Origin of the sequence: Jatrophihabitans sp. GAS493, assembly GCF_900230215.1 — a bacterium.
Lineage (GTDB): Bacteria > Actinomycetota > Actinomycetes > Mycobacteriales > Jatrophihabitantaceae > MT45.
The window spans coordinates 4,609,759-4,626,836 of the sequence record NZ_LT907982.1 but is presented as its reverse complement, the minus strand read 5'-3'; the positions used below and the strand labels follow the sequence as shown (position 1 = coordinate 4,626,836).

General features: G+C 62.0%; 11 protein-coding genes. 4 read left to right on the top strand and 7 right to left on the bottom strand.

Annotated features, from left to right (window positions below; genetic code table 11):
- The first annotated feature begins 233 nt into the window (after positions 1 to 233).
- From CPH63_RS20905 to CPH63_RS20900, 3 genes are all read left to right on the top strand, one after another.
- Entirely contained in the window at positions 234 to 3,383 is a 3,150-nt protein-coding gene (locus CPH63_RS20905) for a right-handed parallel beta-helix repeat-containing protein (RefSeq protein WP_197704480.1), read from the top strand.
- A 75-nt stretch (positions 3,384 to 3,458) separates the two neighbouring features.
- Positions 3,459 to 4,136: a ricin-type beta-trefoil lectin domain protein gene (locus CPH63_RS23845; RefSeq protein WP_371363652.1), complete on the top strand. Its 678-nt coding sequence runs from the start codon at positions 3,459 to 3,461 to the stop codon at positions 4,134 to 4,136.
- Between the two features lie 1,490 nt (positions 4,137 to 5,626).
- Positions 5,627 to 7,282, top strand: coding sequence for an MFS transporter (locus tag CPH63_RS20900; protein ID WP_096304664.1), 1,656 nt, complete (start codon positions 5,627 to 5,629; stop codon positions 7,280 to 7,282).
- On the opposite strand, the gene CPH63_RS20895 is transcribed toward CPH63_RS20900, so the two are convergent.
- Genes CPH63_RS20895 through CPH63_RS20875 form a run of 5 tightly spaced genes read right to left on the bottom strand, consistent with a single transcriptional unit; the run spans position 7,279 to position 12,709 of the window.
- The gene (locus CPH63_RS20895; protein WP_096304663.1) at positions 7,279 to 8,535 is read right to left on the bottom strand and encodes a cytochrome P450; all 1,257 of its coding nucleotides are present in this window, start codon (positions 8,533 to 8,535) and stop codon (positions 7,279 to 7,281) included. The genes CPH63_RS20900 and CPH63_RS20895 overlap by 4 nt on opposite strands.
- Positions 8,532 to 8,792, bottom strand: a complete 261-nt coding sequence (locus tag CPH63_RS20890) for an acyl carrier protein (RefSeq protein ID WP_096304662.1) — start codon at positions 8,790 to 8,792, stop codon at positions 8,532 to 8,534. Before CPH63_RS20890 ends, CPH63_RS20895 begins: the two co-directional genes overlap by 4 nt.
- 16 nt (positions 8,793 to 8,808) lie before the next feature.
- On the bottom strand, positions 8,809 to 10,431 hold the full coding sequence (locus tag CPH63_RS20885) for an AMP-binding protein (protein ID WP_157749702.1): 1,623 nt from the start codon (positions 10,429 to 10,431) through the stop codon (positions 8,809 to 8,811).
- Positions 10,428 to 11,405 carry a hypothetical protein gene (locus CPH63_RS20880; protein ID WP_206745600.1) on the bottom strand — a complete coding sequence of 326 codons (978 nt, stop codon included), beginning with the start codon at positions 11,403 to 11,405 and terminating at the stop codon, positions 10,428 to 10,430. The genes CPH63_RS20885 and CPH63_RS20880 overlap by 4 nt, the downstream gene beginning before the upstream one ends.
- Before the next feature lie 32 nt (positions 11,406 to 11,437).
- Positions 11,438 to 12,709 (bottom strand): cytochrome P450, encoded by a 1,272-nt coding sequence (locus CPH63_RS20875; protein ID WP_241895909.1) that lies wholly within the window; start codon positions 12,707 to 12,709, stop codon positions 11,438 to 11,440.
- A gap of 734 nt (positions 12,710 to 13,443) precedes the next feature.
- On the opposite strand from CPH63_RS20875, the gene CPH63_RS20870 reads away from it, so the two are divergent.
- Positions 13,444 to 14,346, top strand: coding sequence for a glycosyl hydrolase family 18 protein (locus CPH63_RS20870; protein WP_241895908.1), 903 nt, complete (start codon positions 13,444 to 13,446; stop codon positions 14,344 to 14,346).
- 12 nt (positions 14,347 to 14,358) lie between these two features.
- Here the strand turns inward: CPH63_RS20870 and CPH63_RS20865 are convergent, their stop codons facing one another.
- Positions 14,359 to 15,387 (bottom strand): Ig-like domain-containing protein, encoded by a 1,029-nt coding sequence (locus CPH63_RS20865; protein ID WP_096304658.1) that lies wholly within the window; start codon positions 15,385 to 15,387, stop codon positions 14,359 to 14,361.
- Positions 15,388 to 16,235: 848 nt separating this feature from the next.
- The gene (locus CPH63_RS20860; protein WP_172892257.1) at positions 16,236 to 16,874 is read right to left on the bottom strand and encodes an RICIN domain-containing protein; all 639 of its coding nucleotides are present in this window, start codon (positions 16,872 to 16,874) and stop codon (positions 16,236 to 16,238) included.
- Positions 16,875 to 17,078: the final 204 nt, after the last annotated feature.

Below are 17,078 nucleotides of genomic sequence, written 5' to 3'. Positions count from 1 at the left end.
TCCACACGGTCGCCTCCGATGGCGCGGACTGCTTCCGTACGATCGGTGACGCGCTGGCTTCAGCGGCGGCCGGTGACGTCGTGTCAGTTCAGCCGGGAACGTACCGTGAATCACTTGTACTTGATCGAGATGTAACGGTATCGGCGGCTGGCGCTGCGGGTCAGGTACGGATCATCTGCAGCGGTAGTCCAACCGTGCGGCTAAGCGGTGAAGCTGCTCGACTCTCCGGTTTGGTGATTGTGCACGACGGTACCGAGTCGGTTGCGGTCGAGGTGGGGGGCGGGAAGCTGCGCCTGGACGAGTGCATCATTGAGGCAGCCTCAGCGGCGGCGGTGTGGTGCTACGGTGACGCGACGATAATCGCGTCGCAGTGCATCATTAGCAACTCCGTGAACGCGGGGGTGATCACCTCCGATGGAGCTCTAGGCGACTTCGTGCAGTGCCGGTTCGAGCGGATTGCCACTTCTGCAGTGGTGATCGGCAACGGCGCCAACCCCACGTTTGATCGCTGTCATTTCAGCCAGCTCGACGGAAGCGCGATTCTAGCCGCCGACGGTGGCCGCGGAGAGGTGACCGACTGTGTCGTCACGGGTGCGGGAAACCCCGCGATAGCCATCGAACGCGATGCGAGTACGACTCTGCGTGGTGTCGAGATCCGCGAGGCACAGGGCGCGGGATTTCTCGTGGCATCGGGAGCGCACCCGAACATAATCGACTGCACCGTGGTCGAAGCCGAGGGCCAGGCGATGGTGTTACTCGGCGCCGGAGATGCCGATATTGAAGGCTTCACCGCGCGCGATTGTGGCGGCTACGGCATCCAGGTGCTCGACGGCGCGGGTGGGCGGGTGAGTGATGTGCAGATCTCCGGTCGGGTTGACGTTGGCATCTCGATCGCTGGCCGTTCGACCACCACGTTCACCTCGGCCTTGATCTCCGACGTGACAGTCGGTGTCGTCGTCGAGGAGAACGCAACCCCAACGCTGTCGGATCTCCAGCTGCGTGATTGCCATGAGAGTGCAATACAGATCAGTTCGGGGGCCCGCCCACGCCTGCGTCAAATACAGATCGCCGCCTCAGCTACCGGAGTGACGATCGACGGCACCGGAACGTCTGCGTCGCTTGTCGAGCTCGTTGTCAGCGACTGCAGCGACACCGGAGTGACCGTCACCGACGGTGGCGACGTCGAGATCATCGATGGTGTTGTCCGAGTGCAGCACGGACGAGCGGTTGTACTGAATTCCGCGAGCGGGCGGATGCGTAGCTGCGAGATGTCCGGTAGCGGCGATGTCGGTATCGAAGTCGGGCCCGGGGCTTCAGCCGAGCTCGACGGCGCGTCCGTGGAGAGCTTCGCGACTGGCATCGCCTGGCGACCGGGGAGTACCGGAGGTATGACTGACACAAGGGTCAGCAAGGCACGCAACGAGGCGGTCCTCGTCGAGACGGATGCGCCGCTGAAGATCGCGCGTTGCCACCTTGATGACAATCCGGGCCTCGGACTGCGGGTGACCTCGACTGGACAACAGCTGATGGTGACCGAACTCCGCGGCATCACCGAGAAGCAGACGTCTACTCTGCGCCGGTCACCTCCGCCGCACGACACACTGCAACCGCCAACATCAAACGACGGAACATCACCGGTCAACGCCAACCCGGATGCGAGAGTGGTCGCATCGACCGCCCCTCTCACAGCCGGCAGCCTTGAGCTGAAGTCGTTGCTGAGCCAACTCGACGCGTTGGTCGGCCTCGACGAAGTGAAACGCCAGGTCGCCACGCTTGTCCGTCTGCATCTCATGGCTGAGCAGCGCTCCCGCGCCGGGTTGCCGATGCCCCCGCTGAGTCGCCACATCGTATTCACCGGCAACCCTGGAACCGGGAAAACAACTGTGGCAAGACTCTACGGGCGAATCCTTGCCGAGCTCGGCGTGATAGAAGGTGGGCAGCTGATCGAGACCGGCCGCGGTGATCTCGTCGCGAGCGTCGTCGGCGGAACGGCATTGAAAACCACAGAGCGGGTTAGAGAGGCACTTGGAGGTGTGTTGTTCATTGACGAGGCCTACGCACTCTCCGCAACCGGAGGCAGCGGACCGGACTTCGGGCGGGAGGCCGTTGACACTCTGGTCAAGCTAATGGAGGACCACCGCGACGAGCTGGTGGTCATCGTTGCCGGATATACCCATGAAATGCGATCATTCCTCGCGACCAACCCCGGCCTCGCGTCGCGGTTCTCGCGCACCATCGAGTTCGCTGACTACAACCCTGCCGAGCTCGTCGCAATAGTCGAGGGGCTCTGCCAGAGCCATGACTACCGTCTGGAGTACGAGACGCGAAACGCACTCCTCTCCTACTTCGAACGATTACCCCGCGACGCCGCCTTCGGCAACGGCCGCAGCGCCAGAATGGCGTTCGAAGAGATGCTGGGAAATCAGGCCTATCGACTGGCAGACGAGCCGGAGTTGACGACTGTGGCCATGACCCGCCTGCTACCCGAAGACATCGGAGCCCTGCCCAGCGGGAGCATCGGCGCCGGCGCTGGCGTCGCCGACAAGGATCAGGTCGACTCGCTGCTGACCGAGCTGCATGCCATGGTCGGGCTTCACAACGTCAAACACGAAGTCGAAGGAATGGCCGACCTGCTCGCCTCAGCGCGGCAACGAGAAGCGGCCGGACTGCCAGCGCCAGCGGTCTCCAGGCACTTGATCTTCGCCGGACCGCCAGGGACCGGAAAGACCACAATCGCTCGCCTTTACGGGCGACTCCTCGCCGCGATGGGCGTATTGCAACGTGGTCAAGTTGTCGAGGTCGGACGATCAGACCTCGTTGCCTCCTACATCGGCCAGACTGCGCAACGCACAACCGAGGCATTCGACCGGGCTCGAGGCGGTGTGTTGTTCATCGACGAGGCCTACGCCCTCGCGTCATCGACAGGTAACGGCGGAGACTTCGGTCGCGAAGCGATCGAGACCCTCGTCAAACTCATGGAGGATCACCGCGACGAAGTCGTAGTGATCGCCGCCGGATACGAAGAGGACATGGACCGATTCCTTTCGGCAAACCAAGGGCTTGAGTCCCGCTTCTCCCACCGCATTCAATTCGGCAACTACAGCACCGATGAACTAGTAACGATCGTGAACCAGCACGCGTCAGCCGCCGGGTACGAGTGCGACGGCCCCACTATCAGCGCACTTCGGGCTCACTTTGAAGGCACCGACCGAACGGCTACCTTCGGCAATGGTCGCTATGCCCGCCAGGTCCTCGATGAAGCAGTTACGCGCCATGCAAAGCGAATGCGCGAGACACCTTCGCCTACCGTTACCGACCTGGCGACGCTCAAACCCAGCGACATTCCGCACGCTGGAACCGTCGGCGTTAGTCAACAGAACTGAGTCCATCAGCGCGGGACGAAGGAGAGTTGATGGCGAGGGTGTGCGGCGACGTGAACCGATTGGAGGGTATCGCCCGTGAGGAGGAGGTGGAGTCGCTTGGCAATTCTTGGAGGCATAGATGACTGGAATCTTTCTCAGACGGCCATTAGGTGGTCTGTCGTTCAGAACGAAGGCTCTGGCGACCGTGCTCGTCACTCTCACGCTTGGGGTGGCGGTTCTGGTCACCGCGCTGACGCCGCTCGCGCCGACGGAATCTCGACGATCAGTGTCGTTACCACGGGAGCATGTATTCAGGCCGATCCAGACTCCAATGTGTATCTCGCCCCGTGCAATGGCTCGAACGCTCAGAATTGGCAGTTTGTGACCGCAGCCAACCGGCCAGCGTTCACACTACTTGTGAACACCGCCTCAGGAGCATGCCTAACAACGGTTGGTAATACGAACGAAGTCGAGAGTATGACCATGGACCCATGCGACGACAGTCCGGACATCACCGACCTTGATTTTCACCAGGGATGGATCCCGTCGTCCGGCGTCCACTTCTTTTCGGAGACAGATGGATTCCTCACGGACAACAGCCAGTGCGGTCTGATCGCAGTCCCAAGGAACGACGACTCACCGCTAAGTGGTGCAGCAACGTGGAACGTTCCCGGTGTAGAAGTGGCGAGCGACCGACTGAAGCAGGTGCTCGTTGACGAGTCAGGGAACGTCGAACCCCTTCTCCCGCTTGGGCAGACTCAACCGCCACAGTAGGCAGTGCCGCACTTGTCCGAGCCGATCCGTCTGGTCTATTAACCAGGGAATGACGCCGAGCACCGCGAAGGGGCGCCGTTCTCGGCGTAGCGGATCCGAGTCCGTCAATAATGCCGATCCGGCGTGTCGAAGTGCGTCGTTCGGTATGTGGGCTCCTGGCCCAGGACACCGAATTCCGTGGACGGTCACGTGAACCCACCAGGTAGCTATGTGCGTGATTTCTGCGTGTCCGTCCTATCAATCAACAATGGAGGTTGCAATGCACGCACTACTTGCACGACGCCCGAGGGGTGGCCTGTCGTTTCGGGTGAAAGCCGTAGCTGCAGTTCTCGTCGCCGTCGCTCTCGGCGCGACATTACTCGCCCGGGCCGGGGCAGCGCACGCTGATGGATTCTCAACTATTAGCGTGGTGACTACCGGGGCCTGTATCGACACCGGCCCCGATTCCAGCGTATTTCTCGCCCCGTGCACCGGGTCGAGTACTCAGGAATGGGGGTTTGTGTCACCCCCTACCGGTCTCAACGAAGACAACGGGTTGGCGGCCCCCTATTCGGCGGCCGTATTGATCAAGAACGCTGCCACCGGCGCCTGCTTAACGGCGTTCGGAGGGATGGGCGAGGCGAGACGTGTGGCGACAGCGCCGTGTGTCTCATGGGCTGGAGACCCCCTCGCGGACGCTCAGAATTTTACGCCGGTGTATGGCGTGCAGTTCGTCTCTGCGTGGGGTGGCTTTCTCACCGACAATAGCCAAGGCGGTCTTATCGTCTCATCCGATGGGAACAACCCGGGGCCACCGGCTACGTGGTACCTAAGCGCGTTCGAAGGTCCCACCGCCCGTAGTTTTGATTCAGCGCAGGGCGGAACGTAGCCAAGCGCACCTCAGCCCAATCCGGTCGGCTTGGCGATGTCTCCGCTTGGGCGGGGACGCGTCGGCGACTGGATTGGGCTCTGTGGTCGGCCCATGTCTGTGACGCCAGTGCTGCATCCGCTGCGGCAAGGCGACCGGCCTGCGGAACCTCGCCGCCGCGTTCGCCGGACTACGCGCCGCGCACTGGCGCGGCTGAACGACCACCATCACCGCAACACCCGAAGGATCCGAATCTGCCGGCAGACCGGCAATTCAACCCTGCACGCTCGCGGCAGCCCAACAGTCGAAGACCATCACACCGAGCAGTTGACCAACTCGGCCTCAGTGCGACGGATCGAGGTTGGTCGGCGTACCAGTGACATGTGTCCTCGAGTGACGATGCTCGTCGGTGTTGTCGTGGTGCGGGTCCGCTCGAGGAATGGACGATCGCGACGATCGGCAGTATTGACGACTCATCGGATTGTTTTAACCGAACTGTTGACCATGACCACGCGCCGTGTCTAGATTAGACCTTAGATGTCGCGCGAAGACTAACCATCGTCTGCATGATTGAATACCGAGCCGGAATTCGACAACTGACTACCGTGGGTGCTTACCTGCACTCAGGTTGTAGCCGCCTGAAATGTTTCGACATGCATTGGATGTCCAAGTTCTGGATGGATTGAACTATGTCACGTTTGAAGCAGTGGCCGACGACGCACGAGTGAATGTTCATGATAACCGCATAAAAGGCGTACCGGACAAATTCGAGGATGTATCGATGTCGCAAGAGGATGCACCGTTTCACAATGGCGACCGTCCTGATACCCGCGATGCGACTGTTGCCAGATCCGTCGACCAGGGACCAATGCGACAATCTCCGCCTCCTGGCGGTGACGAGAACGCTGCTGCCACGTCGACGCAGGTACGAGCCGGCTTCGTTCTGTTCATTGCCTGTGCCGCCACGTTCATCGCGACTCTGGACATTTCCGTCGCGAATATCGCGTTACCACGCATTTCGCTAGCGTTCCCTGGTGCTTCCGTCACGACATTGACTTGGGTCATTAGCGGATACGCCGTGACCTTTGCCGCGCTGTTATGCCCAGCTGGTCGGCTTGCGGATACGCTTGGTCGAGGCCAGGTCTTCGTGTCCTCGGTGCTTGTCTTCGGCGTGACGTCAGCGCTCTGTGGCGCTTCAAATTCGATAGGTTTGTTGATCAGCGCTCGGGTTGTTCAAGGGATGGCGGCAGCCTTCATGATCCCGGCTGCACTGGCCATCACGCTTGCCGCGACCCCCATCCAGCGGATCCCCGCCGCGATCGGACTCTGGTCGGCGGTCGCTGGACTGTCGGCGGCGCTTGGACCTGTCATCGGCGGCGCCCTGATCGCTGGATGGGGCTGGCGGTCGGTCTTTTTCGTCAACGTGCCCCTCGTGGTTGTCATTGCTATCACGAGCGTGCGTGTGGTCCCGATGCATCGTCCGGCCCAGCGAGCCGTATGGCCGGACCCACTCGGCGTTCTGTGCTTTGCCGGCGGCATTGGACTCGTTGTCGCAGGCCTTACTGAGGGCTCGACCTGGGCGTGGATCAGTTGGCGAACCGCTGCGGCGATGGCCGCCGGCATCGCCCTGGTAGCAATAGCTCTCATCCGGTCGTCGACCCGATCAAACCCTGCGATACCAACCGGTCTCTGGCGCAGCCGAACCTTTGCTAAAGCGAACGTTGCTTCATTTCTATTCGGAACTGCTCTCTTCCTCGGTGGGCTGGCTGCGCCGTTGTTTCTCGCACTGATTTGGAACTACTCGATCTGGGAGTCGGCCGGTGCACTTTCGGCGGCAACGCTCGCGTCGATAGTTTCGGCAACGGTAGCCGGGCGAAGAGTTACCGAAGAAACTACGTTTGTATTCGCATCCGTGGGTATGGGGATGCTTTGTCTGTCCAACATCTGGATGGGCTCGAGCGCTCTTGGCCTGGAGAGGCAACTCTGGGAAACGTGGGTCCCGGCCATGGTTCTTGGAGGCCTCGGCATCGGCCTCGCCATCACCGCTATTTCGGTTGCCGCGGCGAGTGCGGTGTCTCCGCTGGACTTTGCTTCGGGGCTAGGCCTGAACTTGACTGCCCGTCAGCTCGGCGGCGCGGTCGGCGTGGCAATTGTCGCTACTGTTCTCGCCGCCAACCGGCACAACTTATTGGACGGCTTTCACCTCGTCTATGACCTGTGCGCCGTAGTTTCTCTGATCGGTGCACTTGCGGGTCTCGCGCTGCGTTCTCGCTCCGAGGAGCCCGCCGCGTTCGGCTAGCTCGGCGTACGCGGCGGCAACGAATCCCACGACGCCTTGACGTGCTCGTCGGCTGGCGTTGATGCGGCACCGGTCAGTACCGGAAAGGCATTCATGGTCCGGTCGAAGAGCAATCCGCGCCAGGCGATGTCCGTGTACGGCACGGCCGGGCGCACGTGGGGGAGTCGATCGAACAGCATCTGCAAGGCGATGGTGACTTCATGTCGGGCGAGGTGCGCTCCGATGCAGTAGTGCGGACCCTGTCCGAACGATAGATGCCCGGATGTTGACCGTCCTGGCCGCAGCTCGTCCGGATCGGCAAAGACGGCTGGGTCGCGATTCGCGGCAGCTAACAAGACGAACACGACCGAATTGGCCGGGATAACAGTGCCGTCGACCTCGACCGCTGCCCGAGTGAACCGCCACGGAGAGAATGGAGCCGGTGGATGGTGCCGCAGCAGCTCTTCTACCAGAAGACTTGCTGTCTGCTCGGAGGCCAGCATGCTCCGCAGCACAGCGCCCGACCACATTAAGCGCGCGATCCCGGTACCAATGGCAACAGCCGTGGTCGCTATGCCGGCCGCGAGAAGCATCATTATGGTCGCGACCGCCTCTCGACGATTCACGACACGTGCGGCAACTGCAGTCTGCAATGCCGCAATGACTGTGTCGTCGGGCGCGGGGTCGCGACTCGCGACCTTAACCAGGTCGACCATGTCACTGTAGGCTCGCCGCATGGCGGGCTCAGTAGGATTGGCGCGCCGCCCGAGCTGGCGACTTAGTACCGCCGCGTGTTCTCCTATCTCGTCGGAGAATCCGATTATTCGGGACAATACCTGCTCTGGTAACGGTTGAGCGTAGCTTTGCATCAAGTCTGCAGTCGGCCCCTTGGTCAGCCGGTCTGTCAATCCGACCGCAATGTCTGCGATCTCCGCACCTCGATCGGCGACAGCATGCGGAGTGAACAGAGGTGCCACTACAGCGCGAAGTCGGATGTGATCGGCTCCGTCGCTGTTCAGCATGTGTCGGCCTTCGGTGACGACAACATCTTCGGCGTACCGATGTCCTTGAAAACCTTGCCCGTCGCGAGTGAGCGCAGGCAGGTCCTTAACGAATCGCGGATCGCGCAGGACCTGGCGACCCTCAGCATGCCGAGTGACGACCCAGGCCTGCAAGCCCTCCGGAAGGGTCACCGGAAGAACTGATCCGCGCTCACGCAGTTCTCGAAAAGTCTCCTCGGCGGCCAACTGGGAAGGGCCGACGGTGAGCCTCATTCTCCCGAAATCGTGGCCTCGATCAGGAAGCACAGATCCTCCCCGGTCCGTACCTCGAACAGCTCGTCTTCGTCCAACGCAATCTGCCAGCGCTTCTCGCACGCGACGACGGCCTTGACCAACTTCATCGAGTCCATCCCGGGAAGTTCCATGATGTGAGTCCCGAGATCAACCTCTATCGGATCGCACTGCAGCAACTCGGCGAAGGCTGTACGCAACGCATCAGCCACTTCCGAACTTGAGTCATTTTCAGACATGTTCCCCTCCGGCCTCTCAGGCGAAATACGCGTCAACTAGGTCGCGGACGCGCGCGCGCTGCCACTTTCCGCTGGTGGTTCGGGGGAGCGATCTTGGCGGGACGAGGATGACCTGTAGGGACGACAGGCCGACCGCACGGGACGCGGCCCCTCTGATTGCTTTGGTCAACTCCGCGCGGCTCTCCAAATCTGCGTGGACGGCTGACTCTGCGACCACGACGATGCTCTCTTCATTGGTACGAGCAACGGCCAGACAATGACCTCGATAAATGCCGTCCAGACCGCGGACGGCCTCCTCGACGTCATCTGGGAAGAAGTTGCGGCCTTGCACGATGATCACCTCCTTGCTGCGTCCGGCGATAAACAGTTCGCCGCCGTTCAGGAAGCCGATGTCACCGGAGTGCAGCCAGCCGTCGCGCAGTGCCTCCGCCGTCGCCGACGCGTCGTTCAGGTATCCATCGAAGACCGACGCGCCCCGGATACACACCTCGCCGAGCTGGCCTTCGGCCAACGGCGAACCGTTCGAAATCATCAGCTCAATCCCGGGTACAGGCACACCGAGGCTTATCAGTTGACGGGCGTGAGATGAGCTGGCCTCGACGTAGGTGACGAGTTGTCCGACCTCCAATGCATCGCGATCGACGTTTACGCCGCGGGGTTCGGCACCCAGTCGAGGGAGCGTCACAGCTAAGGTCGCCTCGGCCATCCCGAAACAGGGATACATCGTGGACGCTGGGACCCCGCGCGCTCCGAGCTCGCGGTTGAAGTCGGTCACGGTCTGCGCGCGGACTGTCTCGGCGCCGTTCAGCGCGAGCCGCCAAGCGCGAAATGAGATCTCGTCCATCTGAGCGGCCGCGGTCGCGAACATGTCGTAGGAGAAGTTTGGGCCGGTGACGATTGAACCGTCGACCGACGCGATGTGCCTCAGCACGGAGCTCGGGTCTCGGAGGAACGCGAGCGCGCTGAATAGATGGGCATCGTTCGGGGTGAGGAGGGAGCAGAGCAATGCTACGAGGCCCATGTCGTGAAATAGCGGCAGCCACTGAACGAGAACGTCGGTGCTCGTGGTGCGGATGTGAGTGTTGATGGCGGAGATACCAGCAACGGCGGTGCCGTGCTTGAGCACGACCCCTTTCGGACGAGCTGTGCTACCAGACGTGAATTGCACAACGGCTAAATCAGTGGCGCTCACTGGCGGCCGTTGATCGGCCGACGGCTCTGCTTGGCGTGCTCCGTCGGCGTTGACGATGGTGAGGCCTGGACAGAGCGCGACCAGCGCTTCGGCCACCGCGAGCCCAGGTCCAGCTGCGACTACATATCGCATCTGGGCCGCTTCAACGAGCGGGCACAGTGGCGCCGCCGCTACGGAGGGATCGAACACCAATGGCGTCAATGGCAGCGCGGAAGCGGCCGCTCCCGTGACGACTACCCCGAAGAAGACGGGCAACCAGTCGGAGGATGTCGGCACGAGGATTCCTACGACGTCGCCGGGTCCAGCCCCGGCGTTTGCGAGCACGCGCCCGAACGATCGAGCCAAGCCGGGCAGTTCGCGGTGGGGGAGCACCTCTCCGGTTTCAGGAAAGACCACGCGTTGGTCGCTGTAGGCAAGTGCGTCGAGCACTTCCACAAGTGTGTTCACGTTCCTTCCTTTCCGCCCCCGGGTGCGCCCGGCGCTTGTACAACGACGCAGGTCACGGTGAACCCCGCTCCTATGTTGATGATGAGTGCCCTCTCACCAGGCGCGAGCATTTCGTGCTGCAACAAGTGCTCCACGTTCGCGGTGAGATCCCCGGCGAAGAGATGACCTTCCTCGGCCAGATGGACGATTCGACGCGGCCTACGCCCGCGCACCATGCCGTCAGTGAGGGCCCCCGTTACGTCGTTGGCCAGCCGGGGGAGCGCCACGACAGCCACGTCCGGATCGCGCGGATCTAGGTCGGCGTCGACGAGTGCGGCATCGACTGCGGCGCGAACGCCGTGGCGCCGCACGAATATCACCGCAGAAACACTCTGGCTCTCGTCGCCTCCGGCAGAAATTTCAGGAACCCGATCATTCTGTGGGAGCCAGGCTTCCTGATCTGACCTCGCAGCCGACGCGATCGATAGCACCGCGAGCGCACCTCCGCCCCGGGATAGTAGAAGCCCGGTACCGGCGTCACCCATGGCTGCACCCACTTCGTCCATGAGCCAGAACCGGCCAGCGTCAGGACCTAGTGCGTCGGCGGTCAGCACGAGTGCGTGTCGCAGTCGTGGCTCGGTGAGCAGCTGTGCCGCGGCAAAATGAAGACCGGCCGCCCCACCGTTGCATAACTGGCGCAGCCCGACTGCCACGGCATGGGTGGCACCTAGCTGACGGGATAGCCGCTGGGCGATCTTCCAGTCCGTATTGGTGTCGAGAGTCCAGGAATAGATGACGAGACCGACGTCGGAACCTTCGATCCCGGCCGCGGCGAGTGCTTTACTACCAGCTGCGAGCGCGAGGTCCTCGCGCGTCTGCCCTAGGCCTGCCTCCGGCAGGCTTCTCACCCCGGATTTGGTGGCCTGTTCTGCGCCGACCGCACCACGCTCGATCGCGATCGTCAGCGCCTGCCGTCCGGCAGGGATTTCGGTCACTGCCGAGACGATCCACAGCTGGCCGTCCACTCTCATCGCTGACCCTCCGAAGGCTGACGGCGATGAACTTGAAGCGTGAGTCCCACCGGGTGCAAGAGGAGTACCTCTTCCACCTGAAGTGTGTAGTCGGGTGGGAGTGTTAGGTGGTAGCGGCGGATTAGCAGTCCGAGTGTTAGTACGAGTTCGTGTAGGGCGAATTGTCGTCCGATGCAGGCTCGTTCGCCGGTGCCGAAGGGTTTGTAGGCTCCGGGTGGTCGGCGTTTTATTTGTTCGGGTAGGAAGCGGTCGGGGATGAAGGATTCGACGTCCTCGCCCCATACCGGGTCGCGGTGTACGGCTGGTAGGAGTACTAGGACCCAGTCTCCGGCGTGCATGGGGTGGATCCCGCCGAGGACGGTGTCTTCGCGTGCCTGCCGGGCGTAGCCGGGTGCGGTCGGCCAGAGGCGGAGGGTTTCGTCGACGACTCGACGTAGGTATCGGAGTTTGGTGACTTGGTCGAAGGTCGGTTCGTCGTTACCCCAGATGGCGTCGACTTCGGCTCGGGCGCGGTCCAGCACTTCTGGATCCCTCGCCAGGTAGTACAGCGCAAGCGCAAGCGCGCCTGAGGTGGTCTCATAGCCGGCGGCGAGGAAGGTCAGCACCTGGTGTCGGATCGCGACCGGGTCAAGGAGGTCTGAGGCCAGCATGATTGCCAGCAGGTCTTCAGCTTGGTCGTTCGCCGAGGTCAGTCGGTGGGTGATGACGTCATCGACGACGCTGTTCATGTAGGCGATGTTCTGTTCCGCCCGCTGCGCGGCACGCGCACCGATCAGACTGCCCAGCATCGGTGGGCGGGTGACGGTGCGCTGCCCGTTGGCGACCGTGTCAGAGAGTGCGAGCACGAACGGGTGGGTCGGCCCCTGCTGGAAGGAGTCGAAGGAGTAGCCGAACCCGGAACGGCCGATGACCTCCAGGCTGAGTTTGGTGGTGTCGGCGACGACATCGACTGGGTCGCCGTCGGCCTGGTCCCAGGTCTCGATGAGCTGATCGGCGGCGTCCAGCATGACCGGGTGATACTGGCGCATCGAGGCCTGGCTGAATGCCGGCATGAGCAGCTCATGCCCGACCCGCCACGCCGGATCATCGCCGTCGGCGGAGAGCAGCCCGTCGCCAAGAAACGAACGCAGCACCGCGACGCTCGGGTGCACCAACTTCCTAAAACGCCGTTCATCGGACAATTCCGTGGCGAGCGCCGCACTAGAGACGAAAGTGAACTCAAGGTGGAACAGGCTGCGATGAAAAACTGGGCCCCGCTCACGGGCCATACGCGCGGAATCCTGCATAAAGGTCGTGACAAGACCCGATGCCGTGGACGACACGGGAACGGCCATGTGACCTCACTCCGACGCTGATACAACTTCGTGAAGTAAATCATATGGAACAGGTTTTGGATACGTGTCACTTACCAGCGTTTCTGGCGCAGCTTCGAACCTTCGGATGCTCCGACCGTTTGGTTATGCGGGCTCGGGGATTCGTTTGCATTGCCGTCGAATCCTGACCTATCACTTCCTTGACCTTCACTGTTCCGACCCGTCTCGCTAGCTGCCGGACTTGAACGCCCAAACGCGGCAATGTGCCGCCGATCTGTCAGGCTTGCATTCGGCGTCAATGCAGAGCGCATGAACCATTTGTGTTATCGCGTGACTACTGTCAATGATCGACTGCTTGCATGCATCTATAGCGAACGCGACGATTCGACAGCGGAATGGCCGCTGGTGCCCCTGTTGACCTTGCGCAGTCCAAAACCGCCAAGCCAAACGCGTTTGAATGTCCGCGACTCCGTAGCGGTGTGTTAAATATGCGTTTGGTTGACTGTGTGGTTAAGCGGCTTGTGGATAGCTCAGCGCCATCCATCGATCACCGTCAGTCGCTAGGCTGCGGGAATGAACCGATACTGGATTTTCTCGTGATCATTTCAGCGGGCGCAGCCGCGGCCGCTGCTGCGCTTCTGGGTGGAGGCATTGCGTCCTGCCAAGTCCCTGCGACATCGCCGCCCGTGATGCAGGTAGTCGGCTACGCGGAGGCGGGCGCCACCACCACTGCTCAGCTGGCCGCAAGTCGTGGCGCCCTGACCACTGTCGGCGTTGACGGCATCAACCTCACCTCGAACGGCGCCGGGCTCACAGCGGTGTCCACAGAGTCCCTGACTCTCCTCAGAGCGGCGCATGCGCAGCAGAAGAAGGCCGAACTGCTCATCGGAAACTTCGACGACGCGATAGGCGATTTCTCGCCGGCGATCGGCCACCGGCTGCTCGAATCATCGGCTCACATCGCCAGCGTCGTCAATGATCTAGCTGCCGACGTGAAGGCTCAGGGCTGGGATGGAGTAACCGTCGATCTCGAGAGCCTGACGGGAAAAGACACCCCTGGTCTGACATCCTTCGTGTCCAGGCTCAATAGCAGTCTCGGCACCGGCAAGAGCGTGTCGATTTGCCTCATGGCGACACCTGATGGTTATGCCGCCGAGGGCTACGACCTGACTGGCCTCGGTGCGGCGGCGGACCACATCGTGTTGATGGCCTACGACCAACACGGACCCACCTGGTCGAATGCCGGCCCCGTCGGTGGACAGCCCTGGGTGATCGCATCGCTCAAACCCGTCCTGACGAGCATCCCAGCCGCAAAGGTGCAACTCGGTATCGCGGGCTACGGCTATACCTGGCCGAAGTCAGGTGCAGGTAGCCAACTCTCTGATGCTGGGGCGCGGGCCATCGTGAAGCAGGACGGCGCCACGCCCTATTGGGACGCCACTCAACTCGAATGGCACGCCACGCTCTCGAGCGGGACCGTCATCTGGTGGTCTGATGCCAGGACGTACGCGGCCCGGGTGACGTACGCAAGGAGTGTGCATCTCGGAGGTGTGGCGGTCTGGAGTCTCGGTCTGAGCGACGCGCTGCGGTGAGCAGCGCTCCCGCTACCGGCCCCCCTGTCGACGTCGGGAGCTACCTGCAACCGCGGCGCCGCCAAGGAGCAGCAGGCACGCGGCGAGGACCAGCAGGCCCGTTGTGCGCGAACCTGTGTTCGCCAGGCCGCTGCCCGATGCGGTCTCCGCAGAAGGGCTCTGCTCGGCGGGTGACGGTGCCGCCGGCGAGGGCGTCGCAATCGCGGTCGACGTGGGCACCACGCCGACGCCTTCTCCTCCGCCGTCCAGTTCGCTGATTGTCGCTGGCGCACTCCAGCTTGTGCCGGCAGCTGTGGCATCCGCAGTGTCGGTCCAGCTGCTTCGCGACGCGTCTGTCACCGAGATCGGAATGTATGCGCGGACTACCGTACCAACGGCCGGAACGACGACGGTGCCGGTGAGCTTGCTTGCGGTGCATGATGTGATGACTGGGGTGGGCCCAGTCTGTACGTCAGTGGGGTTGCCCCAGGCGTTGAGCTGGGTGAAGCCGTCTGTCGTGACTGCTTCGGAGCAGGCCATCGCTTGACCCGGACTCGTCAACGTGTCGGAGAAACTGAAGGATTCGTTTGACGCCGTGGAGGTAGGAAGGTTGACGACGGCCAGCAACGCATGGCCGGTGTAGTCGCCGTGCTTCCGAAGATCTGTTGGCATGATGGAGCAGTTCGGGCAGCTTGCCATCGTGACTGGTGTAGTCACGGTGGTTCCACCAAACGTCCAGCTCAGCTGTTGGGTCGCTCCGGGTGCCGCGGAGTCGTTGATCTGTGCGCTGAGGAAACCTGTGACCGCAACTTGTTCGTGAGTCTGCACGTACGTCGAAAACGTCACTCGCACCGTCTGACCAGTGACGTTCATCGTCGCGACGGTGCTCCCGTCGGGCGACTTCAGCAGGTATACGGCGCCATCCTGGACTCTCAAGGCAGCGGGAATTCCGAACGAGAATGAGTCACCGGCGCAATGTCCATTGGATATCGTGCCGCTGAAGGTAGCTTTGACGGTTGAAAAAGCGACGACGTCGGCATCCGGCGTGATCGTGACATGCATTGGATCCGCGACGGGGGAGGAGACGCATGCGGGTTCGGCTATCGCTGAAGCATCGTCCGTGGCCAACCAACCTAGAGATGCGCCGACAATCAGGACAATGGATCCGACCACTGACCGGGCGCGGTGTCGGGCACGCGAGTGTCGCGTCGGCTCGCGCCGGCCCTCATTGACGGGCCGTCGTGTACCGGCGGCGCCAGGCGCCTCTCTGCTGGCGGCGGGTATCGACTGGATCGCAGCATGTTTACCGAATCTCGATTGCTGCATTGCTCGCTCCTCGTGTAAATTGCCCAGACTACAAGGATTCCCCTGGGCTATCTGCTTTCGGACAGCAGCTGGCCGAGAGCAACGAGGCCAACCTACTCGCATCGGCCGAATTATCCTAGACCCTCAACTTCATTCGGATGGAATTCACTCGGTGATGCGACATTCGCGAAAATAATTCTGATAAGGGTGTTGACCACGGATATGGGCAGATTCCGTCCCGCAGGCCAGCGTAAAGATGGATCACCAACGCTGCCGGGCGGATTGAGTTTGGCGGAGGCAATATCAGACGGAGTTTGCCCATAGTAAGCGTTTGCATTCTCTAGCCAGATCTTTCGTAGCGATCTGTGGATGCCGTGTCTCGTCTTGGTCGTTGGGTCGGCGGGGCTGCGTCAGCCGGGTGCTGGGATTCGTTGCAGTCGCTGCAAACCTTTGGGTGACGAGGTGGGAGCACTTCAACGGGACACCATCACCGTGAAAGCGGCCGGGTAGAGCGGTCTAAGCGACGTTTTCAGCAGGCGGCCAATGATGTCGACCCTCGGTGAGCGTCGACCAAGCACTGACCTCGACGGGGCCCGGTTTGACCCTCACCCGATGGGAGGGGTGGTCAGCCACGTCGCCGACGCGCCCGGAACGGATCCGTGCGGTGTCACGATGACGCCGCCCTGCCCATTGTCAGTGAGCCATCTGCCCTCCGGTGCCGCGATTAGGGTCCCGAACATTCCTTGAAGCTGCCACCCCGGCGTGGTGCCGGCATCACCGTCGCACGGCCCGGCAAACACGCCACTGGTCGACTCCATCACAAAATCTAGCGGGGTCATACATTGGCCAGTGGCCTCGTTCACAATCCAGTACCAGGTGCCATCGTTGTTGGCCCAGGGCGCCCTGGCGATCTGCCAGTTCTGCGTATTCGAGCCGTCACAAGGTGCCAGGTAGACGCTGGAGTCTGAGACATAGAGGTTGGTGTTTGGATCGATATCGATACATGCCCCCGTCGTCAGGATCCTGATCGTTGAGATTTCGTCGGCTCGCGCTGGGGCGGCGCCGACGACGAGGGCTGTGCTGACGGCGACAGCGACGAGCGTCGCGAGGAGAGCTTTCGCTCGAAGCGACAAGCGACCCAACGGCCGTCCGGTGACCAGAACATTCATGAGAACCTCCATGGATTGAACGAAAACGATGGCCAATACTGTGGAATCACGGCCACTCGGCAGCGGTCGGTTCATTTCAGCTATCTCCGGCACACATCGGGTGGACAAGAAGCGAGGCAAATCTGAGCGCGTCAATGACGACTGACAACGGGACTGCCCTTGTTCTTGCCAGACGGTATGTGGGACCGGGTTCGGGCCGGGACCGCGCGCAAGTCGTCGTGGGTTGTCGGCCGGGTTAAGCCGGTGGTGCCTACATTTGCGGATGAGGTCCCGGTGCTT

Excerpts from the sequence above, each read along its gene's own strand:
- CPH63_RS20900 (WP_096304664.1), top strand. The coding sequence starts at position 5,627 with ATGTTTCGACATGCATTGGATGTCCAAGTTCTGGATGGATTGAACTAT.
- CPH63_RS20895 (WP_096304663.1), bottom strand. The coding sequence starts at position 8,535 with ATGAGGCTCACCGTCGGCCCTTCCCAGTTGGCCGCCGAGGAGACTTTT.
- CPH63_RS20890 (WP_096304662.1), bottom strand. The coding sequence starts at position 8,792 with ATGTCTGAAAATGACTCAAGTTCGGAAGTGGCTGATGCGTTGCGTACA.
- CPH63_RS20875 (WP_241895909.1), bottom strand. The coding sequence starts at position 12,709 with ATGGCCCGTGAGCGGGGCCCAGTTTTTCATCGCAGCCTGTTCCACCTT.
- CPH63_RS20870 (WP_241895908.1), top strand. The coding sequence starts at position 13,444 with ATGCAGGTAGTCGGCTACGCGGAGGCGGGCGCCACCACCACTGCTCAG.
- CPH63_RS20865 (WP_096304658.1), bottom strand. The coding sequence starts at position 15,387 with ATGCATGTCACGATCACGCCGGATGCCGACGTCGTCGCTTTTTCAACC.
- CPH63_RS20860 (WP_172892257.1), bottom strand. The coding sequence starts at position 16,874 with ATGAACCGACCGCTGCCGAGTGGCCGTGATTCCACAGTATTGGCCATC.